General features: G+C 71.3%; 19 protein-coding genes and 1 riboswitch. Of the genes, 14 read left to right on the top strand and 5 right to left on the bottom strand.

Annotated elements, in window-relative coordinates; all coding sequences use genetic code 11:
- The first annotated feature begins 63 nt into the window (after positions 1–63).
- Both HNR30_RS09600 and HNR30_RS09595 read left to right on the top strand, forming a co-directional pair.
- Positions 64–1086: a saccharopine dehydrogenase NADP-binding domain-containing protein gene (locus HNR30_RS09600; RefSeq protein WP_181609402.1), complete on the top strand. Its 1023-nt coding sequence runs from the start codon at positions 64–66 to the stop codon at positions 1084–1086.
- 34 nt (positions 1087–1120) lie between these two features.
- The gene (locus HNR30_RS09595; RefSeq protein ID WP_181609401.1) at positions 1121–1972 is read left to right on the top strand and encodes an NAD(P)H-binding protein; all 852 of its coding nucleotides are present in this window, start codon (positions 1121–1123) and stop codon (positions 1970–1972) included.
- A gap of 72 nt (positions 1973–2044) precedes the next feature.
- On the opposite strand, the gene HNR30_RS09590 is transcribed toward HNR30_RS09595, so the two are convergent.
- Entirely contained in the window at positions 2045–3373 is a 1329-nt protein-coding gene (locus HNR30_RS09590) for a cation:dicarboxylate symporter family transporter (protein WP_181609400.1), read from the bottom strand.
- 104 nt (positions 3374–3477) lie between these two features.
- Here HNR30_RS09590 and HNR30_RS09585 point away from each other — a divergent pair, with 104 nt between their 5' ends.
- Positions 3478–5043, top strand: a complete 1566-nt coding sequence (locus tag HNR30_RS09585; RefSeq protein WP_181609399.1) for an ATP-binding protein — start codon at positions 3478–3480, stop codon at positions 5041–5043.
- 40 nt (positions 5044–5083) lie between these two features.
- Here HNR30_RS09585 and HNR30_RS09580 read toward each other — a convergent pair whose 3' ends face one another.
- Positions 5084–5596, bottom strand: a complete 513-nt coding sequence (locus HNR30_RS09580) for an XdhC family protein (RefSeq protein WP_181609398.1) — start codon at positions 5594–5596, stop codon at positions 5084–5086.
- 66 nt (positions 5597–5662) lie between these two features.
- Between HNR30_RS09580 and HNR30_RS09575 the strand changes: the two genes are divergently transcribed.
- From HNR30_RS09575 to HNR30_RS09560, 4 genes are all read left to right on the top strand, one after another.
- On the top strand, positions 5663–6337 hold the full coding sequence (locus HNR30_RS09575; protein ID WP_312894308.1) for a response regulator: 675 nt from the start codon (positions 5663–5665) through the stop codon (positions 6335–6337).
- An 83-nt stretch (positions 6338–6420) separates the two neighbouring features.
- Positions 6421–8451, top strand: a complete 2031-nt coding sequence (locus HNR30_RS09570) for an N-acetylneuraminate synthase family protein (RefSeq protein WP_181609397.1) — start codon at positions 6421–6423, stop codon at positions 8449–8451.
- Between the two features lie 2 nt (positions 8452–8453).
- Positions 8454–9422, top strand: a complete 969-nt coding sequence (locus HNR30_RS09565) for a glycosyltransferase family 2 protein (RefSeq protein WP_181609396.1) — start codon at positions 8454–8456, stop codon at positions 9420–9422.
- Positions 9422–10687, top strand: a complete 1266-nt coding sequence (locus HNR30_RS09560) for a polysialyltransferase family glycosyltransferase (protein WP_181609395.1) — start codon at positions 9422–9424, stop codon at positions 10685–10687. Before HNR30_RS09565 ends, HNR30_RS09560 begins: the two co-directional genes overlap by 1 nt.
- A gap of 131 nt (positions 10688–10818) precedes the next feature.
- Here HNR30_RS09560 and HNR30_RS09555 read toward each other — a convergent pair whose 3' ends face one another.
- Both HNR30_RS09555 and HNR30_RS47515 read right to left on the bottom strand, forming a co-directional pair.
- Positions 10819–11973 (bottom strand): DUF6716 putative glycosyltransferase, encoded by a 1155-nt coding sequence (locus HNR30_RS09555; RefSeq protein WP_181609394.1) that lies wholly within the window; start codon positions 11971–11973, stop codon positions 10819–10821.
- The gene (locus HNR30_RS47515; protein WP_312894307.1) at positions 11970–12923 is read right to left on the bottom strand and encodes a hypothetical protein; all 954 of its coding nucleotides are present in this window, start codon (positions 12921–12923) and stop codon (positions 11970–11972) included. The genes HNR30_RS09555 and HNR30_RS47515 overlap by 4 nt, the downstream gene beginning before the upstream one ends.
- Positions 12924–12985: 62 nt before the next feature.
- Here HNR30_RS47515 and HNR30_RS09545 point away from each other — a divergent pair, with 62 nt between their 5' ends.
- Both HNR30_RS09545 and HNR30_RS09540 read left to right on the top strand, forming a co-directional pair.
- Entirely contained in the window at positions 12986–13801 is an 816-nt protein-coding gene (locus HNR30_RS09545; RefSeq protein WP_220133388.1) for an aldo/keto reductase, read from the top strand.
- 119 nt (positions 13802–13920) lie between these two features.
- A riboswitch (cyclic di-AMP (ydaO/yuaA leader) is annotated at positions 13921–14060 on the top strand.
- A 12-nt stretch (positions 14061–14072) separates the two neighbouring features.
- A complete protein-coding gene (locus HNR30_RS09540) occupies positions 14073–14813 on the top strand; it encodes a CHAP domain-containing protein (protein WP_246377981.1) in 741 nt (246 codons plus the stop codon).
- 11 nt (positions 14814–14824) lie between these two features.
- Here HNR30_RS09540 and HNR30_RS09535 read toward each other — a convergent pair whose 3' ends face one another.
- Positions 14825–15817: an SDR family NAD(P)-dependent oxidoreductase gene (locus HNR30_RS09535; RefSeq protein WP_246377979.1), complete on the bottom strand. Its 993-nt coding sequence runs from the start codon at positions 15815–15817 to the stop codon at positions 14825–14827.
- A gap of 67 nt (positions 15818–15884) precedes the next feature.
- Between HNR30_RS09535 and HNR30_RS09525 the strand changes: the two genes are divergently transcribed.
- The 5 genes from HNR30_RS09525 (at position 15885) to HNR30_RS09505 (ending at position 21573) form a co-directional block, all read left to right on the top strand.
- Positions 15885–16385 carry a MarR family winged helix-turn-helix transcriptional regulator gene (locus HNR30_RS09525; protein ID WP_181609392.1) on the top strand — a complete coding sequence of 167 codons (501 nt, stop codon included), beginning with the start codon at positions 15885–15887 and terminating at the stop codon, positions 16383–16385.
- 259 nt (positions 16386–16644) lie between these two features.
- On the top strand, positions 16645–17994 hold the full coding sequence (locus HNR30_RS09520; RefSeq protein WP_181609391.1) for an ABC transporter substrate-binding protein: 1350 nt from the start codon (positions 16645–16647) through the stop codon (positions 17992–17994).
- A 300-nt stretch (positions 17995–18294) separates the two neighbouring features.
- Entirely contained in the window at positions 18295–19263 is a 969-nt protein-coding gene (locus HNR30_RS09515) for a carbohydrate ABC transporter permease (RefSeq protein ID WP_181609390.1), read from the top strand.
- On the top strand, positions 19260–20114 hold the full coding sequence (locus HNR30_RS09510) for a carbohydrate ABC transporter permease (protein WP_181609389.1): 855 nt from the start codon (positions 19260–19262) through the stop codon (positions 20112–20114). Before HNR30_RS09515 ends, HNR30_RS09510 begins: the two co-directional genes overlap by 4 nt.
- Before the next feature lie 31 nt (positions 20115–20145).
- Positions 20146–21573 (top strand): GH1 family beta-glucosidase, encoded by a 1428-nt coding sequence (locus tag HNR30_RS09505; protein ID WP_181609388.1) that lies wholly within the window; start codon positions 20146–20148, stop codon positions 21571–21573.
- Positions 21574–21603: the final 30 nt, after the last annotated feature.

Here is a 21603-nt window from a genome sequence, read left to right as displayed (position 1 = left end):
CTCGGGGTACGTAACTTCGATAGGGCAGATACGTACCGACAGTATGAATCATGGAGGTGCGAGATGTCCCATCCCCTCATCGCCGTCTACGGCGCCACGGGGCACACCGGACGCCTTGTGGCGTCGGAGCTCAGAGCCCGCGACCGCGACATCGTCCTGGCCGGACGTGACGGCGGCGCGCTGAAGGCGCTGTCCGACGAGTTCGGGGGGCCGCCGGTGCACGAGGCCCCCGTCGACGACCCCGGCGCGTTACGCGCCCTCGCCGAGCGGGCGGACGTGCTGATCCACTGCGCGGGCCCGTTCACCCACACCGGGCGCCCGCTGGCCACGGCGGCCGTGGAGGGCGGCTGCCACTACGTCGACCACGCGCTCGAACAACACCACACGGCCTGGCTCTTCGACGAGATGCAGGAACCCGCCCGCCGGGCGGGCGTCACGATGATCACCGCCATGAGCTTCTACGGCGGCATCGGCGACCTGCTGGCGGGCGCCACCGCCGCGGGGTCGGAGGACATCGAGCGGGTCGTGCTCGGCTACGCCGTCAGCGACTGGCTGCTGACCACCGGCGCCAAGCGCACCGCCGAACTGCTGTTCGCCGACACGCGCAGGATCACCTACGACGCGGGTGCCCGGCACGTCGGCTACGTCGAGCCGCGCAACGCCGTCTTCCCCTTCCCGCCGCCGCTCGGACCGCGCACGATGATCGCCCCGGTGCCCTTCTCCGAGGTGGTCACCGTCCCCAGGCACGTGCGGACCGCACGGGTCGAGGCCCAGCTCACCGCCGCCACCTTCGAGCAGGAGGGGGTCTTCACCAGCGAGCACGCCGACGCGGCGGCGCGGGCGGGCTCGCGCTTCATCGTGGCCGCCCAGGTGGTCACCGCCGCCGGCGGCTCCGCCGGCCAGGTGAGCGGGCGCGACCTGTGGCGGCTGAGCGCCGTCGCCTCGGTGGAGGCCGCCGTACGGCTGGCCGACGCGCCGCACGAGCCCGGCGTGTACGGCCCCGCCGAGGCCTTCCCCGCCGAGGAGTTCCTGCGCGACCTCGAACGGCTCGGCCTGCTCTCCTACTCGGGAAGGACCCGCTCATGATCCCCACGGCCGGCCACCGGGGAAGGACACGCCCATGATCCTCGTGACCGGAGCGGCCGGAGGGCCACAGGGCGGGACCGGACGGCAGGTCGTCGAGCTGCTGCTCCAGCGGGGCGAGCAGGTGCGCGCCTTCGTACGCGCCGACGACCACCGGGCCGGACAGCTGCGCAAGCTCGGCGCCGAGGTCGTCGTCGGAGACCTGCGCGAGATCACCTCGGTACGGCCGGCGATGCGCGGCGTCACCCGCGCCTACTTCACCTACCCGGTGACCGCCGGGCTGCTCGACGCCACGGCGGTGTTCGCCGCCGCCGCCCGCGAGGCGGGGGTGGAGCGGGTCGTCGAGGTCTCCCAGCTCGACGCCTCCCCCGAGGCGGGCACGCCGCGCATGCGCCGCCACTGGCTGTCGGAGCAGGTCTTCGACTGGGCCGGCGTGGGAGCGGTGCACCTGCGGGCGGCGGTGTTCTTCGAGAACCTCGCGGTGATCGCCGCCGCCTCCGGCGACACGGAGCTGGCGATGCCCCTGGGCGGGCGCGACACGCTGGTGCCGCTCGTGGCCGCCGAGGACGTGGCCAGGGTGGGCGCGGGCGTGCTGCTCGAACCCGGTCCCGTCGATCCCGTCTGCCTGGTGACCGGCCAGATGGCGAGCGTCGGCGAGGCGGCCGACGCGCTCGGCGTGCCGTACGTCGACGTGCCGCCGCAGGAGTGGGAGCGGCGGGCGATGGAGATCTACCGCGACGCCTACGCCGTGGAGCACCTGACGCATCTGTGGGCGCTGTTCCGCTTCATCGGCACCGGGCGGCATCCGCTGTACTTCGTCACCGACACCATCGAGCGGTACGGCGAGCGTGCCCCGATGACGCTCGCCGCCTTCGCCCGGGGGCGCTGACGTGCCGGGCGGCGGGCGAGAGGGAGGCTCGCCCGCCGCCACGACGTCGTGGGCCGCATCATGCGTGCCGGATCAGGCGTGCTGGAGCGCCTTCTCCTCCTGGGCGGGCTCCCCGTCGTCGTGCTCGTCGAGCAGCGTCGCCTCGTCGAACGGGTCGCCGCCGCCCAGCACCAGCGCGGCCCGCTCCTTGTCGAACCCGCCCGTCCAGTGTCCGACGAGCACGGTGGCGACCGCGTTGCCGGCGAAGTTCGTCAGCGCGCGGGCCTCGGACATGAAGCGGTCGATGCCCACGATGAGGCCGACGCCCTCGACGAGGTCGGGGCGGTGCGACTGCAGGCCTCCCGCCAGGGTGGCCAGGCCCGCCCCGGTGACGCCCGCCGCGCCCTTCGACGCGATGATCATGAAGACGAGCAGCGAGATCTGCTCCCCGATCGACAGCGGGGCGCCGGTCGCCGAGGCGACGAAGAGCGTCGCCATGGTCAGGTAGATGGCGGTGCCGTCGAGGTTGAAGGAGTAGCCGGTCGGCACCGTGATGCCGACGACGGGGCGGCTGACGCCCAGGTGCTCCATCTTGGCGATCAGGCGGGGCAGGGCCGACTCCGAGGAGGAGGTCGACAGGATCAGCAGGAACTCCCGGCCGAGGTAGCGCAGCAGCGACCAGAGGTTGACCCGCGTGACGAACCACAGCAGCGGCCCGAGCACCACGGCGACGAACAGCAGGCAGGTCACGTAGAAGCCGAGCATGATGACGGCCAGCGACTGCAGCGCCTTGATGCCCGTCGAGCCCACCACCGCGGCGATGGCGCCGAACGCGCCGACGGGCGCCAGCCACATGATCATCGCCAGGATGCGGAAGACCAGCCGCTGGATGTGCTGCAGGCCGTTGAGTACCGGCGTGCCTCGCGAGCCCATCGCCTGCAGGGCGAAGCCCACGAGCAGGGCGACGAGCAGGGTCTGCAGCACCTGCCCTTGCGTGAAGGCCGACACCAGGGTGGTGGGGATGATCCCGAGCAGGAAGGTGACCGTGTCGCTCTCGCCGCCCTTGGCCGCCTCGGCCATCGCGGCCTGCTTGGCCGCGTCGGTGAGCTGCAGCCCGGCGCCCGGGTCGAGCAGGTTGCCGACGGCCAGGCCGATCACCAGGGCGACGGTCGACATGGCCAGGAAGTAGCCGAGCGCCAGTCCGCCCACGCGGCCGACCTTGGCCGCCTTGGAGACCGAGCCGACGCCCAGCACGATCGTGCAGAAGATGATCGGGCTGATCATCATCTTGATCAAGTTGACGAAACCGGTGCCGAGGGGCTTCAGTTCCTTGCCGGCCTCGGGCCAGACGAAACCGACCACGATGCCGGCCAGGACCGCGATTATCACGGCCAGGTAGAGATAACGCGTGCGATCACGCATGGGGGATGCTCCCTGGGCTCTTGACGATGTCCCCAGATGGTGCGTTCCCGAGTGACGCAGGTCACCATTGCGTACGTTTCGTTCACAGGAGAGACCGGGTCGTTATGAGAAGGTGGAGCCTCGCCGCGCAGATGCTGGCCCTGCAACTGGTCGTGGTGGTGGTCACGGTGACCGGCGGGGCCGTACTCGCCCTGGTCCAGGCGCACGACCTGCTGACCGACGAGGCCGAGGCCACCGCCCTGGCGGTGGCCGAGAGCGTGGCCGTCTCCCCCGACGTGGTGCAGGCGCTGTCGACCGGCGATCCCTCCGTCACCCTGCAGCCCTACGCCCGGCGGGTGCAGGTGGAGACCGGCGTCGACTTCATCACCATCATGGACACCTCGGGGCTGCGCTACACCCATCCCAATCCGGCGCAGATCGGCAAACCCTTCCTCGGCCACATCGAGGAGGCGGTGGCGGGCAGGAGCTTCACCGAGACCTACACCGGCACGCTGGGACTGTCCATGCGGGCCGTGGTCCCCGTCTTCGCCGAACGGCGGGTGGTCGCCCTGGTCAGCGCGGGCATCACCGTCGAACGCATCTCCGCCAGGCTCCTGGCGCAGGCGCCGTGGACGGCCCTGATCGCCGCCGCGGGCCTCGGTGCGGGCGCGGGCGGCTCGTGGCTGGTGGGGGCCAGGCTGCGCCGCCAGACCCACGGGCTCGGGCCGGTGGAGCTGGCCCGCATCCACGACCACCACGACGCGATCCTGCACACCGTCCGCGAGGGGCTGCTCCTGGTGGGCGACGACGGCACGCTCATCCTGTGCAACGACGCCGCCCGCACCCTGCTCGGCCTGCCACCCGACGCCGAGGGCCGCGCGGTGGCGGAGCTGGGCCTGCCCTGGCCGCGACCAACGGGGAAGCCGGGGACGCCAGGGGTGCCGGGAACCGACACGCAGGGCGCCACTGACGAGATCCACCTGGTCGGCGACCGGGTGCTCGCCGTCAGCGCCGCCCCCAGCCGCCTCGGCACCGTCGTCACCCTGCGCGACCACACCGAGCTGCAGGCCCTGGCCGGCCAGCTCGACGCCGAGCGCGGCTTCGCCGACTCCCTGCGCGCCGCCGCCCACGAGTCGGCCAACCGCCTGCACACCGTCATCACCCTCGTCGAGCTGGGCCGCCCCGAGCAGGCCGTCGCGTTCGGTACGGCGGAGCTCAAGGCCGCCCAGGAGCTGGCCGACCGCGTCATGGCGTCGGTGCGCGAGCCCGTCCTGGCCGCGCTGCTGCTCGGCAAGAGCGCCGCGGCGGCCGAACGCGGCGTGGAGTTGTCGATCGACGAGGCCAGCCACCTGCCCGACACCCTTCCCGGCATCCGCGACCTGGTCACCGTCCTGGGCAACCTGATCGACAACGCCATCGAGGCGGCGCGCGGGCAGGCGGGGGTGCTGGTGCGGGCACGCGACGGCGAGCTGCTCGTCCAGGTCTCCGACGACGGTCCGGGGCTGACGCATCCCGACGCCTTCTCCAAGGGCTGGACCACCAAGGGTGACGGACGGGGCCTGGGGCTGGCTCTGGTGGGCTCCGCCGTACGCAGGCTGAAGGGCACGGTCGAGGTGACGGGCTCGACGTTCACCGTCCGCGTGCCGTACCCGGGTGAGGCCGCTCAGGACGTGAGGCCGACATCCGGGTGAGACCGCTCAGAAACGTGCAGCCGTAACCCGGGTGAGCCGCTCAGAAGGCGAAGCCGCCCGGCCTGCCGTTGCGGTCGGCGATCAGCCCGGCCAGCGTCGACACGGCGATCTCCGCCGGCGTCTGCGAGCCGATGTTGAGCCCGATCGGCCGATGAACGCGCGCGATCTCCTCGGCGGGCACGCCCAGCTCGGCCAGCGCGGCGACGTGGGGCGCGCTGTGCCGGGGGCTGCCCATGATGCCGATCCACCTGGCCGGCGTCTTGAGCAGCTCCTGCAGCACGGGGCCGATCTCGTCGCGGTGGTGGTCGGTCAGCACCACGTCGGCGCCGCCGCCGACGAAGCCGAGGTCGCGGACCGAGGCCGCGCCGGGCAGGCCGCGCCCGGGGTCGGGGTCGTACAGGTACGTCGCGAACCCCAGCTCCGCGCCGAAGCGCAGCAGGCACTCGGCCACCGGCGTGGCGAAGACGGCCACCAGGGTGCGCCTGCCGTCGTGCGGCGCGGTCTGGCCGTGGGCGACCGCGCAGGACGGGTCTACGTCATGGGAATGCGCCATGCCCGCAGTCTGGCACCCCGCGGGGCCGGGGCACGACGGCCACGCGGGTCACATACGCTCGGCGGGGTGAGCCATCGGGTGCTGGTCGTCGAGGACGAGGAGATCACCGCGGAAGCCAACCGCGTCTACGTGGAGCGGGTCCCCGGCTTCGAGGTGGTCGGCGTCGTGCGCTCGGGCACCGAGGCGCTCAGGTTCCTCAAGAGCCGGCCGGTCGACCTGGTGCTGCTCGACTTCTACCTGCCCGACATGCACGGGCTCGACGTCTGCAGGGCGATCAAGGCGGCCGACCTGACGTGCGACGTGATCGCGGTGACGTCGGCCAGGGATCTGGCCATGGTGCGCCAGGCCGTCTCGGCCGGCATCGCGCAGTATCTGCTCAAGCCGTTCACCTTCGCCACCCTGCGCGAGAAGCTCACCAGATACGCCGCCTTCCGCGCCACGGAAGGCGAGGTCAGCGGCCAGGGCGAGGTCGACAGGGCGCTCGCGGCGCTGCGCGGCAGCGGCGCCTCGGCGCTGCCCAAGGGCCTGACGCAGGACACCTTCGACGCCGTGACCGCGGAGCTGCGCCGTACGCCGGAGGGCCTGTCCGCCCAGGCGGTCGCCGAGCGGGTGGGCGTGTCGAGGGTGACCGCCAGACGCTACCTGGAGCACCTCGTCGACACCGGCGTCGTGCAGAGGGTGCCGCAGTACGGCGGGGTGGGGCGGCCGGAGCTGCTCTACCGGATAACCGTGCAGAGTTAACGGCGAGTTCAGCCCGGACACCCGGTGAGGTCGGATTGCGTGGCTAGGTTCCTTGGCACTTCAAGGAATTGTAGGGAGTCACGTTGCGAGTCCTGGCCGTCATCCCCGCCCGTGGAGGTTCGGCGGGCATCCCCCTCAAGAACCTCGCCCCGGTAGGCGGGGTGCCGCTCGTGGTGCGGGCGGTGCGCGCCTGCCTGCGCGCGGAGTCGATCGACGCCGTCGTGGTCAGCACCGACCACGAGGAGATCGCCCGGGCCGCTCGGGAGGCGGGGGCCGAGGTCGTCCTCCGGCCCGAGGAGCTGAGCGGCCCGCGGTCCTCCAGCGAGTCGGCGGTGCTGCACACGCTGGAGTCGCACGAGGCCGACGTCGTCGTCCTGGTGCAGTGCACCAGCGCCTTCATCGACCACCACGACCTTGACGAGGCGGTCCGCACCGTGCTCGACGGCGGTGCCGACGTGGTCTTCTCCGGTACGGCTTCGCACGCCTTCCTGTGGACCACCGCCGGGTCCGGCGTCAACCACGACCCGGCGCGCAGGCCCATGCGCCAGGAGCGCGACCCCGAGTACCGCGAGACCGGCGCCTTCTACGTCATGCGCGCCGCCGGGCTGCGCGAGCACGGTCACCGCTTCTTCGGCACGATCGCGGTGCAGGAGGTTCCCGCCAAGCACGCGATCGAGGTCGACGAGCCCCAGGACCTGGAGATGGTCCGGGCGCTCGCGCCCTTCGTGGACGAGCCGGAGCCGATCGACGTCGACGCGGTGATCACCGACTTCGACGGCGTGCACACCGACGACCGCGCCTACGTCGACTCCGAGGGCCGCGAGATGGTGCTGGTCAGCCGCGCCGACGGCATGGGCGTCTCGCTGCTCAAGCGTGCCGGGGTCAAGGTGCTGGTCATGTCGACCGAGCAGAACCCGGTGGTGAGCGCGCGGGCGCGCAAGCTGGGCGTGCCGGTGCTGCAGGGGCTGACCGACAAGCGCACGGTGCTGCGCGACTGGCTGGCGATCGAGAAGCTCGACCCCGCCCGCGTCGCCTACGTCGGCAACGACGTCAACGACCTGGGGCCGATGTCGCTGGTGGGCTGGCCGGTCACGGTGCCCGACGCGCACCCGCGGGTGCGGGCCGCCGCCCGGGTGGTGCTCGGCACCGCCGGTGGCGCGGGAGCCGTACGGGAGCTGTGCGAGCGGGTGCTGGCCGCCAAGCCCGAGATCTCCTCGCACCAGCCCGCCACCCGGCCGCTGCTGGGGCCCGTCGCGATCGGCGACGTCCTGGTGGGAGACGGCCAGCCGGTGTACGTGATCGCCGAGATCGGCATCAACCACAACGGCGACGTCGAGATCGCCAAGCGCCTCATCGACGTGGCGGCCGAGGCCGGATGCCAGGCGGTCAAGTTCCAGAAGCGCACCCCGGAGATCTGCGTCCCCGACGAGCAGAAGGGGCAGATCCGGCAGACGCCGTGGGGCGAGATGACCTACCTGGAGTACAAGCTCCGCACCGAGTTCGGGCACGAGCAGTACCGGGAGATCGCCGCCCACGCCTACAAGCGGGGGCTGCAGTGGTTCGCCTCGCCGTGGGACGCGCCGAGCGTGGACTTCCTGGAGGAGCTCGAGGTGCCGGTGCACAAGGTCGCCTCGGCCAGCGTCGCCGACCACGAGCTGCTGCGCGCGCTGGCCGCCACCGGCAAGCCGATCATCCTGTCGACCGGCATGTCGACGCTGGCCGAGATCGACAGGGCGGTGGAGATCCTCGGCACCGGCCGGCTGATCATGATGCACGCGACCAGCACCTACCCGCTGCCGCCCGAGGAGGCCAACCTCCGCGCGATCACCACGCTCAAGGAGAGGTACGGCGTGCCCGTCGGCTACTCCGGCCACGAGCGCGGCCTGCAGATCTCGCTGGCCGCGGTGACGCTGGGCGCGGTCACCGTCGAGCGGCACATCACCCTCGACCGCACGATGTGGGGCAGCGACCACGCCGCCTCGCTCGAACCGAACGGCCTGGAGCACCTGGTGCGCGACATCCGCATCATCGAGCAGGCCATGGGCGACGGCATCAAGCGGGTCTTCCCCGGCGAGGAGGCGCCCAAGGCGCGGCTGCGGCGGGTCACCGTCTGACGATGATCACCCTTTCCGTCATCGTGCCCATCCGCGACGGCGAGCGTTTCCTGCCCGACGCGCTCGCCTCGCTGGGCCGCAACATCCGCCGCGACTTCGAGTTCATCGTCGTCGACGACGGTTCCGTGGACGCCACCCGGCAGATCCTCGACGAGAGCGACCTGCCGGGCCTGTCGGTGATCAGCCACGAACGCCCGGTGGGCCTGGCCGACGCGCGCAACGCCGGGCTCAAGCTGGCCGCGGGGCGTTACGTGACCTACCTCGACGGCGACGACTGGCTGGCGCCCGGCTACCTGGCGCGGCTGGTGTCCGCCATCGAGGAGCTCGGCTGCGACTTCGTGCGCGTCGACCACGTGCAGGTCGAGGGGCGCAAGCGGGTCGTGCACCGGGCCCCGGTCTCCCGCCGCGGGGAGAAGCTGGTCCCGCGCGAGCACATCCTGCCGGCCGATGTGAAGACCATGGTCGACTACCCGTACGCGTGGGCCGGGATCTACCGCCGCTCGCTCGGCGAGCTGCTGCGTTTCCCCGGCTCGCTGCACACCGCCGAGGACCGCCCGTGGATCTGGCGGCTGCACAGGGAGGCGGGCTCGTTCGCCGCGGTCTCCCTGGCGGGGCTCTTCTACCGCAGGCAGGTCGCCGGCTCGCTCACCCAGGTGGGCGACGAGCGGCAGCTGCACTTCTTCGACGCCTTCGAGCTGGTCTTCAAGGAGGTCGAGGAGGAGTTCATGGCCAAGGCGGTGCGCAACTTCTGCGCCCTGCTCGGCCACCATCTGGAGATCGCCGACCGGCTCACGCCCGAGCTGCGCGCGCGCTTCGCCGAGCGTGGCGCCGAGCTGGTCCGCCGCCTGCCGTCCGGCCTGGTCGCCTCGGCCGTGGGCGGCATGTCCGTGGAACGCGAGACGGTGCTGCGCCACCTGGTGCCGGAGATCGCGCCCAGCCCCCGCGTCCGGCGGGATCGGGAGGAACCCTGATGACCACGGTCTACTACGCCTCGACGTTGTTCGGGGCGATGACGCTGGCCGCCGCGATGGACGACGGCCGCTTCACCGGCAGCGGCGAGCGGCTCCTGATCGTGGCGAACAACTCGGCCATCCCCGAGGTCGCCACCCCTGTGGACCAGACGCCCGGTTTCGCCGTCCTGCGCGAGCGTTTCGACCGGATCGTCTCCTGGAACGAGCTCATCGCCCCGCTGCACCCCGCCGACTGGAAGGCCAGGGTCATCGAGGTGCCCATGCTGGAGCGGCTGCTCGCCTCGCACCTGCGGCTCGGGAACGTCGAGGAGCTGGTGCTGGAGTCCATCGCGGTGACGCCGGCCCGCACGATCGCCGGGCTGATCCGCGACTGCCCGATCACCGTCTACGCCGACGGCCTGATGAGCTACGGGCCCACCCGCGACCCGCTGCCCGCCGAGATCTTCCGCCGCATCACCCGCCTGCTCCACCTGGACCTGGTGCCGGGTCTCCAACCGCTGCTGCTGAGTGAGTACGGCGTGGCGGCCGCGACCGTCCCGGCCGAGACGTTCCTGCACGTCGTCGACCTGGTGGCGCAGAGCGCCCCCGACATGCTCGCCGCCGACGCGATGATCCTGGGGCAGTACCTGTCCGCGCTCGACCTGCTCACCGCCCAGGAGGAGGCCGAGCTCCACACCGGCCTGCTGCGCGGGCTGGTCGCCCTGGGCCACTCCACGGTCGCCTTCAAGCCGCACCCGGCGGCTGGGCGACGGCACACCCAGCTGCTGCGCCAGGCCGCGGAGGACGTCGGCGTGCGCCTGGTCGTGGCGGGCGGCGACGTGCCCGCCGAGGTCTGCTTCGCCGCCCTGCGGCCGCGCCTGGTGGCCGGCTGCTTCTCCACCGGCCTGGCCACCGCGAGCAGCTTCTTCGGCATCCCGGTCGCGACCCACGGCACCGACCTGGTGCTGGAGCGGCTCAAGCCGTACGAGAACAGCAACCGCGTGCCCGCGACCATCGCCGACGCGCTGCTGCCCAGGCTCGGCCCGTCGGGGGTGCTCTCCGACCCGACCGCGGTCGACCTGGGCGAGCTGGTGCGCGCCGTCGGCTACTGCATGCAGCCGGAGAACCTGCCCGGCCTGCGCTCCTCGGCCGCCGCGTACGTCGAGCGGCACGGATCGGCGCGCTACTTCAAGAAGCAGCGGCTGGAGGCCGTGGGCCTGCTGCCCGCAGCCGAGCGCCCGGGGACGCTGGCCAAGATCCGCCGCAGGCTGGCGCGCGCGTTGTGAACCCGTTGATCCTCGGCCCGCACCGTTCCGGATCGGCCGGGTGACCGAGCGGCCACCCGGCGACCTGGCTCGTCGGGTGGCCGGGCGCATGCCGAGCTACCGCAAGCCCCTGTGAGGTCCGGCGTGCCGGTTCAGCTCAGGACGCGGCGCAGGCGCCTTTTGGCGCGGTAGCCGACGCGCAGCAGGCGGGGCGGCACCTCGACGCGCAGCCTGGCGCGCCTGCGGGCCGCCTCGTGGGCGGGGCCCTCCAGGAGTGAGCGCGGCTGCGTGCGGGGCCCGGCGACCAGCGCCGTCAGCAGGCCCACCCAGGTGCTCTCCCGCTGGAAGTAGTTCTCCTCGCACCAGCCGGGCAGGGGCGCGCGGAAGTCGCCGCGTGCCAGGTCGCCCAGGTCGCCGAGCAGGCCGCTGCCCTCGAACACCAGGTTGATCATCTCGGCGCTGACGCCGAAGTCGTCGAGGACCAGCGACGGCACCCGCCAGGCGATCGCCTCCAGCGCGGCGGTGGAGCTGACGGTGACGAAGCCCGCCGCCCCGGCCAGGTGCTCGCCCATCGGACCGGCGGCGAAGGTGAGCCTGCCCGGCTCGCCCAGCTCGCGCCAGAGCCGCTGGTACGGGTGGCGTTCGTTGTGCGTCTGCCGCTCCCCCTCCAGAGCCCGCAGCTTCACCACCACCTCGAGCTCCGGCCGGGCGGCGGCGAGCTCGGCCAGCGCGAGCAGGATCCGCTCGCGCTCCTCGCGGGCCACGGGCACCTTGGCCTGCGTCGCGAAGACCACCTTGGAGCCGCTCCCGCCCTCCGCTCCGGCGGGTACGGCGGAGCGCAGGAACGGGAGCCTGGCCAGGCCCACCGACCCTCCTCCGCCCAGCCGCCGCCCGATCTCCTCGAACTCGGCCACCTCACGCCCGCTGTGCGCGACGAACAGGTCGCACGCGCTGCGGAACAACCAGGCCTTCTCCGTGGCGGGCACCGCGATGCCGGGCAGGCCGGTGACGAAGACCGCGCCCAGGCCCTTCAGCACCTCCGAGACCAGGACGTCCACGACGGGCCCCGTGCACGCGACGAGCACCGCGTCGGGCCGCAGCCGCTCGGCCGTACGCCGGAGCGAGCGCGCGGACAGCACCGGCGGGGCGGGGCGCCCGCCCACGGCGGCGGCGATCTGCTCGGCCGAGGGCACGATGGGCGTACGGATCACCGCCAGCTCCGTGCGGCACCCGTCCGGAAGGTCGCCGAGCAGGCTGGCCGCCCACTTGAGATAGGAGTCCGAGTCGGCCACGGCCAGGATCTTCAACGAGCTGCTCCAGTGAGATGGGATCGGAGTGCGGGCGCGGCCCGGCTGGTCCACCAGTCGTCGGGCACGTCCACGCCCTCGACGGCGACCCCGCGCGGGCTGAGCAGCACGCGCAGGGAGCTGATGGCGGTCGAGGGCAGGCTCAGCACACGCTGGTCGGCGGCCAGGCCGCGCAGGCTCAGCTCGGCGGGCACGCCGGGTTCGTGCATGGTGACGCCGGGCCGCTCGCGGATCACGGCCAGGTCGGCGGGGTCCTCGCGGCGGTGCGGGAAGTAGGCCAGCGGCTCCTGCTCGGCCAGGCCGGTGATCCAGCGCAGGTAGCGGTCGCGGTGCACGAGACCGTTGCGGACCAGGGAGGTGCCCAGGACGACGGTGCGCTCGGGCGGGCCCGGCTCGCGCAGCGGCTGCGCCCGCAACCAGGCGAAGTCATGCGTGACCAGGGAGAATCCGGCCTTGTGAACGGCTTGCGCGAGATCCTCGCCCGCCTCCAGCGCCGTGAAGACCGTCACGTTGCGGCGGTTGCGGCGCATGCGGTGCGCGACCAGCAGCCCGAGCGCGGCGCGCAGCCGTCCGGGCGTCGCCCTGGCCCGCAGCAGCGGCCTGACCTTCGGGTCGGCCAGCAGTTCGAGCAGGCGGATCGTGGCCAGGCCGTCGTCCACGACGACGGCACGGCGCTCGCGCGACAGCAGCCAGCGCAGCTGCACCCTGCCGGAGAAGGCGTCACCCACGACGCCGACGCCGCCGGGCATGCGCTCGCGCGGCTCGCCCAGCTCCAGCCCGTCGGGCAGGCCCAGCCTGAGCAGCTCCCTGCGGGTCGCCTTCAGCGCCCGCTGGCCGGCTCTGGGCACGATCAGCGTGGAGCCGCCGAGCAGCCCCGCGTGATGGGCCTCGACGGCGCAGATCATCTGGAGCGGCGACTCCACCCACGCCGTCTCCCGCTTGCTGTTCACCGCTGCCCGACAGTAGACCGCCCGGCTGAAGCCGCCGGTAACGCACGGTGAACAATGGACTCATGAACTCACTGCTGCTCAACACCGACGGTGTCCAGATACCCCAGCTCGGCTACGGCGTGTGGCAGGTGCCCGCCGGAGAGGCGGAGGAGGCGGTGAGCCTGGCCCTGCAGGCCGGCTACCGCAGCATCGACACCGCGAAGATCTACGGTAACGAGGAGGGCGTGGGCCGGGCCGTACGCTCCTCCGGCATCGCGCGCGACAAGCTCTTCATCACCACCAAGCTCTGGAACGACGAGCACCACCGGGCTGAGGAGGCGTTCGAGGAGAGCCTGGCGCGGCTCGGGCTCGACCACCTCGACCTCTTCCTGATCCACTGGCCGGCACCCTCCCAGGATCGTTATGTCGAGGCGTGGAAGGGTTTGGAGCGGCTTTACCGTTCCGGGAGGGTGCGCGCCATCGGCGTCTCCAACTTCACGATCCCCGCCCTGGAGCGGCTGATGAACGAGACGGAGATCGTGCCCTCGATCAACCAGATCGAGCTGCACCCGAACTTCCCGCAGCCGGAGCTGCGCGCCTTCCACGAGGCCAACGGCATCCTCACCGAGGCCTGGAGCCCGCTGGGCCAGGGGCGCGGGCTGCTCGACGATCCCGCGCTGGCCCAGCTCGGCAGCAAGCACGGGCGCACCCCCGCGCAGATCGTGCTGCGCTGGCACATCCAGCTCGGCAACGTCGTCATCCCCAAGTCGGTGACCCCGGCGCGGATCAAGGAGAACTTCGACGTGTTCGGCTTCATCCTCGACCCGGAGGACATGGCCGCCATCGGGGCGCTCAACACCGGGACCCGACTTGGTCCCGACCCTGCGCAATTCGGCTAAATTACGGGCATTCCGTGACCTGCGCGTTTACGGATTTGTAATCTCCTTGCCTGATGTATTACCTTTTGGGCACGTCCGGGCTACCCGGACGTTGCCTGACCACCTATTCGCAGGTCACAAGCCTGCGACCGCTGAATCCGCATCCTGCGGAACCGGGGACCCACTCAGTCCCACCGGGGCGAATGATCGGCCCTCCGATCTAGGACAGCTTCACGTCCGAGCCCGTCAGCTAACCCGGTAAGCGGTATGAAGCGAGGAGAGTCCCCCTTCCATGGCTAAGCACCGCCGAGTTCGTCCGACCAAGGTTCACTACGTCTCCGCCGCCCTCACGGCCAGCGTCTTCGCCGCAGGCCTCGGCGTGGCCCCCGCCCACGCGGACAACGGAATCGACGCCACCGACGTCACCGCTCTCAAGGCGCTGTCACCCAAGCTCGACCTCGGCATCGCCGCGGCCGCCGCCTCCGGCGCCAAGGCCGCCGCACCCGTCGAGGGCTCCCCGGGCAAGGCCGCCCCCGCCATGCCGTCCGTCACCAAGGTCCTGTCGCTGGCCAAGCAGCAGATCGGCGTCAAGGAGAACTCCAGCGGCGGCGGCACCAAGTTCCAGGACTGGTACTCCAAGTCCAAGCGCGCCGCCGAGACCGTCGCCCGCGACGGCGGCAACCGCACCGCCTACCTGAACGCCGCCTGGTGCGCGATGTTCGTCTCCTGGGTCGGTGAGCAGACCGGCGGCCGCACCACCATCGGCTGGGACGCCTACACCCCGACCTACGCCAACTGGTTCAAGGCCAACAAGCGCTGGGGCACCACCGCCAAGCCCGGCTCGGTCGTCTTCTTCTCCTGGAACGGCAGCAAGAGCCTCAGCTCCATCCAGCACGTCGGCTTCGTCGAGAAGGACAACGGCGACGGCACCATCACCACCGTCGAGGGCAACACCGGCAACGGCAAGGTCGAGCAGCGGGTGCGCCCCAAGTCCCAGGTCGTCGGGTACGGTTACCCGTCCTACGGCAAGTAAGCCCCCTCCCCCTAGCGCGTGGTGTGAGCGCCTCCGTTGACATGCAGGGTCTGGCCGGTGATGTGGCGGGCCCCCGCGGAGGCGAGGAACGCCACCGTCCGCGCGAGATCGTCGGGAGTGCCCGGCCGTTTGTCGTGCGTCTCCTCGATCAGGAGCGCGCGCCGCTCCTCGGTGAGGCCGTCGCGGAAGAACTCCGTCGCCTCGATGTAGCCGGGAGCGATCACGTTGCAGGTGATGCCACGCGGGCCCAGGGCCGCTGACTGGAAGGCGTTCCACGCCGCCAGGGCGGCCTTGGCCGCGCCGTAGGAGCCACCGCGACGCTCGGCGGCGATCGAGCCGATGCTGATCACCGAGGCGCCCGGCTGGAGCAGGTGCTCGAAGGCGGCAGTGGTCAGCACGGCGGTCAGCACGTTCTGCGCGAAGGCCGACTCCCACTGCCGCCCCACCGCGGCCAGACGTTCCCCCTCGTCGCCTCCCGCTCCGTCGCCTCCCGCTCCGTCGCGGCCCGTGACCGTCACCGCGGGCCGCGACTCGGGCAGGCCACCGGCCGCGTTCACCAGCACGTCCGGCGCCCCGACACGAGCCGCCAGCACGGCCACCTGCGCGGGATCCGCCGCGTCACACACGACGCCGATCACACGGCCATCCACACCGGCGAACTCCTGGCCCGGCCTCTCGGCGCCCCCGCCGACCACCCCGCCGACCACCCCACCGGCTAACCCGCCAGCCAACCCACCAGCCGACCCGCTGGCCATTTCGCCAGCCAGCCCACCAGCCGACTCGCCAGCCAGCCCACCGGACGGCCCGTCGGCCGACCCGAGCGCCGTCTCTCCAGGCGCCCCCTCCACCGACGCACCGAGCAGGGCGAGTTCCCCCACCGCCGCCTCCAGGCGGTCGGCGCGCCGGCCGGTGATGACCACGCGAGCCCCCTCCTCCACGAACCGGGCCGCCACCGCCCGCCCGATCCCCGTGCCCCCTCCGGTGACAAGCACCACGCGAGTCATGACCCCTCCTGTATGTTTAGCCCTAAACGTAGGACGGCAACGTAACACACCCCGGAGGCCCCGCCCCATGACCATCTCGCCGCGTCAGATCGCCCGGGCATGGGAGCGCGAGCGTCCCGGCACCCCCACCGGCTCGATCGAGATCGTCACCCCCATCCTGCGCCTGGCCAAGCTGTTCGCCGACGACCGCGCCCGGGTGCTCAGGCGGGCGGGCATCGACTCGGCCACCCTCGACCTGCTGTCGACGCTGCGCCGCTCCGGCCCGCCGTACCGGCTCGGCACGCGCGAGCTGGCGGCCCGCACGCTCGTCACGGCGGGAGCCATCTCCCAGCGGGTGGCCCGCGCCGAGGAGCGGGGCCTGGTGGTGCGCACGCCCGGCGACGGGCGGCGCGCCGTCGAGGTCTCGCTGACGGCCGAGGGCCACACGCTGGTCGAGAGCTCGGTGGACCAGGTGCTCGGCCGCGAGGCCGCGCTGGTGGCGGACCTGCGACCCGCCGAGCGGGAAGCCCTGGTGACCTTGCTCGACACGCTCACGCAGGGTGTACGGCGGCGCGTGACGAGTTCCTGAGGCCCCCGCGGCGGCCGGTAGGGGGGCGGGATTTTTTCGGCGCAGATGGGAGCGCTCCCAGCAACACCGCAGGTCAGGCTTCACGCTGGTAATCAGGGCGTGGTGACCCGCATGTAACAGTTACGTTGCGACACATTGACGCACATCCCCGACTTCCCCCACCCTTTGTGGGAGCGCTCCCAAGGACACCGCGAGGCTCGGGGATCGGTTCGCGGTGGCGCCATCCCATGAACCTGAAGTCCTATGAGAGGGGCTTGGAATGTCGAAGTCCACGCACCGCGGCACGCTTCTCGCGGCCGCGAGCATGGCCACCTTCCTGACCGTCACCGCCTGCGGCAGCTCCGAAGCTCCGTCGACGAACGCCCAGTCCGGCACCAGCCAGGGCGCCAGCGCCCCGGCCGAGCCGGTCACCATCACGCTGCAGACCTTCGGCGGTGGCAAGAACTTCGGGTACAGCGAGGCGGTCAAGGAGTGGAACGCCAAGAACCCGAACATCCAGATCAAGTACGACAACGTCGCCGAGAACTTCGAGAACGACTACCTGCCGCAGGTGCTGCAGTGGCTCGAGGCCGGCAGCGGCGCCGGTGACATCATCGGCATCGACGAGATGGCCATGGGCCTCATGGCCGCCCGCCCGCAGTACTTCGCCGACCTGGCCCAGTACGGCCTCGACAGCCGCAAGTCCGAGTTCCCCGAGTGGAAGTGGAACACCGGCGTCAACGCCGACGGCAAGCTCTTCGCGCTCGGCACCGACGTCGGCGGCCTGGCCATGTGCTACCGCAAGGACCTGTTCGAGAAGGCCGGCCTGCCCACCGACCGCGAAGAGGTCGGCAAGCTGTGGCCGGACTGGGCGAGCTTCATCAAGACCGGCCAGCAGTTCAAGGCCAAGCTGCCCAAGGTCGGCTTCATCGACGGCCCCGTCACCGTCTTCAACGCCATCCTCACCCAGGAAGCGGGCAAGAACGGCGGGCTCTCCTACTTCGACAAGGAGAACAAGCTGGTCGTCGACACCAACCCGGCGGTCAAGTCGGCCTTCGACACCGTCCAGCAGATCAGCGAGGGCGGCCTGTCGGCCAAGCTCGAGGCCTGGAGCGACCCGTGGAACGCCGCCCAGAAGACCGGTGGCTTCGCCGCCATGGCGTGCCCGAGCTGGATGCGCGGTGTGATCTCCGGCAACTCCGGTGAGGAGAACTCCGGCAAGTGGGACGTCGCCACCATCCCCGGCGGCTCCGGCAACTGGGGCGGCTCCTGGCTCGCGGTGCCCTCGCAGAGCAAGCACCCGAAGGAGGCCGCCGAGGTCCTCAGCTACCTGACGAGCAAGGAAGGCCAGCTGTTCGCCTACAAGGAGGCCGGCGGCACCCCGTCGACCCTCGCCGGGCAGCAGGACCCCGCCGTCGCCGACTCGGTCGACAAGTACTTCAGCGACGCCCCCGCCGGCAAGATCTTCGCCGCCTCCACCCAGTCGATCGCCCCGATCTTCTTCGGTGAGAAGCACAGCCAGGTCCGCGCCGCCGTCGAGAAGGTGATCAACGGCGCCGACCAGGGCGCGATCAAGTGGGGCGAGGCCTGGGCCAAGTTCGTGGCGGAAGGTCAGATGGCCGGCAACTGAGCCGGCCCTCGCCCCGGTGGCGGCCCCCGGCCGTGACACCGGGGGCGAGGTGAGCGCGGCCGGCCCTTCGCGGCGGGCGGCGCTCACGGACTCCTCGCGACCCGAGGGGCGGCCGGACCACGGCCGCCCTTCCCCCATGAGAGGCAGAACCTTCCTTGACCCCCTTCCACACGACGACCCCCGCCCGCACGGCGACCGCCCGCACGACGACCTCCCGCCCGGCGACCGCCCGTCTGGAGACCTCCGGCCCGCTCCGGCCGACGGCGGTGTCCCGATGACCACCACACCTGGCAGGCCACGATGAGCCTCGACCTCCCCGCCGGCCGCGCGGGCGGGCACCGCAGGAGGCGCGGCGCCGTACGCGTCCGCCGCTCCTTCCTGTCGCGGCTGGACATCCACGCCGCCCCCTACCTCTTCGTCTCCCCCTACTTCGTGCTGTTCGCCCTGTTCGGCCTCTTCCCGCTGGTCTTCACCGCCTGGGTGTCGCTGCACGACTGGCAGCTGGCCGGCGACAAGGACTGGGTGGGCCTGGCCAACTACGGCGAGCTGCTGGCCGACGAGAAGTTCTGGAACGCCACCTACAACACGGTCGGCATCTTCTTCCTGGCCACCGTGCCCCAGCTGCTGCTGGCCCTCCTGCTGGCCAACGCTCTCAACAAGCGCCTGCGCTTCCGCCTGGCCCTGCGCCTGAGCGTCCTGGCCCCGATCGTCACCTCGGTCGTCGCGGTCGGCGTCATCTTCAGCCAGCTCTACGCGCGCGACTACGGCCTGATCAACTGGGTCCTCGGCCTGTTCGGCATGGACGACCCGATCCACTGGCAGAACGCCAAGTGGTCGTCGTGGATCGCCATCTCCACCATGGTCGACTGGCGCTGGACCGGCTACAACGCGATCATCTACCTGGCCGCGATGCAGACCATCTCGCGCGACATCTACGAGGCCGCCGCGCTCGACGGCGCCTCCTCGCGCAGGCAGTTCTGGCAGATCACCGTCCCGCTGCTCAAGCCGACGATCATCTTCACCGTCATCGTCTCCACCATCGGCGGCTTCACCCTGTACGCCGAGCCGGTGATCTTCGGCGGCGGCAGCGTCAGCGGCGGTACGACCGGCCAGTTCCAGACGGTGGCGATGTTCATCGTCAAGGAGGCCTTCCGCGACTTCGAGTACGGCTACGCCGCCGCGGCGGCGTGGGTGCTGTTCCTGCTCATCCTCATCGCCGCGCTCATCAACTACGCCATCACCCGCGGCCTGGGGAGATCCTCGCGATGACCGCCATCCAGCACAACACTCCGGGAGTCTTCAAGGCGGGCGTGCTCACCAAGGTGATGCTCGCCTTCACCGTGATCCTGTCGATCTTCCCGATCTACTGGATGATCATCATCGCCAGCAGGTCGAACGACGACGTGCACGACGTCCCGCCGCCGTTCCTGCCCGGAGGCAACCTGGGCGAGAACATCAAGGCGGTCTTCGAGGCCGAGAACGCTCACTTCCTCACCGGCATCGTCAACTCGGTGATCATCACCAGCGCGGTGACGCTCGCGGTGGTCGCCATCTCCACGCTGGCCGGCTTCGCCTTCGCCTCGCTGCACTTCCGCGGGCGCAACCTGCTGCTGCTGTCGATCGTGCTCACCATGATGGTGCCGCTGCAGCAGATGGGCATCGTCCCGCTCTACCAGATGATGGTGACGCTGGGCTGGACCAACACCCTCCAGGCCGTGATCCTGCCCTTCCTGGTCAACGGCTTCGGGGTCTTCCTGATGACCCAGTACACCCGCCAGGCCGTACCCCGCGAGCTCGTGGAGGCGGCCAGGGTGGACGGGGCCCACACCGGCCGCATCTGGTGGAGCGTGGTCCTGCCCGCCGTACGGCCGGGCATGGCGGTGCTGTCGATCCAGACCTTCATGCTGATCTGGAACGAGTTCCTGTGGCCGAGCATCATCCTGCGCGCGGACAACCCGACCGTGCAGGTCGCCATCCGGATGCTCAACGAGAAGTACTCCACCAACTACGTGCTCGTCTTCGCGGGAACCGCGCTGTCGATCATCCCGCTCGTGCTCGTCTTCGTCTTCTTCGGCCGGCAGATCGTCAGCGGCCTGATGGACGGGGCTGTCAAGTCGTGAGCCGGCAAAACATGAGACCGAAGGAGGCTGCGTGACCACGCAGGAAACCCAAAGCCCCGCCACCCTGGCGTTCCCCACCGGGTTCGTCTGGGGCGCGGCCACGTCCGCCTACCAGATCGAGGGCGCGGTGGCCGACGGCGGGCGGGGACGGTCCATCTGGGACACCTTCGCCGCCATCCCCGGCCGGGTGGTCAACGGCGAGCACGGCAAGATCGCGGTGGACCACTACCACCGCTATCCCGAAGACGTGAAGCTGATGGCGGAGATGGGCCTGAACGCCTACCGCTTCTCGGTGAGCTGGCCCCGCATCCAGCCCGACGGCCGCGGCGCGGTCAACCAGCAGGGCCTGGACTTCTACAGCCGGCTCGTCGACGAGCTGCTGGGCGCGGGGATCGACCCGTGGGTGACGCTCTACCACTGGGACCTGCCGCAGGCGCTCGAGGACGCGGGCGGCTGGCCGGTCAGGGACACCGCCTACCGTTTCGCCGACTACGCGGCCGAGGTCCACGCCGCGCTGGCCGACCGGGTCAGGCACTTCAGCACCATCAACGAGCCCTGGTGCGCGGCCTTCCTCGGGTACGCCTCCGGTGAGCACGCGCCCGGCCGCCGCGAGCCCGCGCAGGCGATCAGGGCCGCCCACCACCTCAACCTGGCCCACGGTCTGTCCGTCCGCGCCATGCGGGAGCAGAACCTGGGCACCGAGATCGGCGGGTGCGTCAACCTCTACACCGTGGCCCCGGCCACCGGCAGCGAGGCCGACCTCGACGCCGCCCGCCGCATCGACGGGCTGCAGAACCGCTTCTTCCTCGACGCTCTGCTCACCGGCAGCTACCCGGCCGACGTGCTGCAGGACCTGAGCGCGGTGACCGACCTCGACTTCATCCAGGACGGCGACCTGGAGATCATCGGCGCGCCGCTCGACGTGGTGATGGTCAACTACTACAGCCCCTTCACCGTCTCCGGAACGCCGGGCGGCGCAGCCTCGGCGGCGGCGGCTCCCACCGACAGCGGTTCACCGTGGGTGGGCAGCGAGCACGTCTCCTTCGTCACGAGCGGCCTGCCGGTGACGGCCATGGGCTGGGAGATCGACGCCTCCTGCCTGACCGAGCTGCTCATGCGGGTGACCCGGACCTACCCGGCCGTCGATCTGGTGGTGTCGGAGAACGGCGCGGCCTTCGACGACGTGCTGACCGACGACGGCTCCGTCCACGACAGCGGCCGCGTGGCCTACATCGACGCGCACCTGCGCGCCTGCCACACCGCGATCGAGGCGGGCGCCCCGCTCAAGGGGTACTTCGCCTGGTCGCTCATGGACAACTTCGAGTGGGCCTGGGGGTACGGCAAGCGATTCGGGCTGGTCTACGTCGACCGTGAGAGCCTGCGCAGGATTCCCAAAGACAGCGCTCTCTGGTATGCCGAGACCATCAGGTCAGGAGGGCTGCCAGGTCAGGCAGAATAAGCCCTGACACACGAAATTCTGGAATGGGGA

The sequence above is a fragment of the Nonomuraea soli genome (assembly GCF_013761175.1).
GTDB classification, from domain to species: domain Bacteria; phylum Actinomycetota; class Actinomycetes; order Streptosporangiales; family Streptosporangiaceae; genus Nonomuraea; species Nonomuraea soli.
The sequence above is the reverse complement of the archived record's forward strand: the minus strand, read 5'-3'. Positions and strand labels throughout refer to the sequence as shown.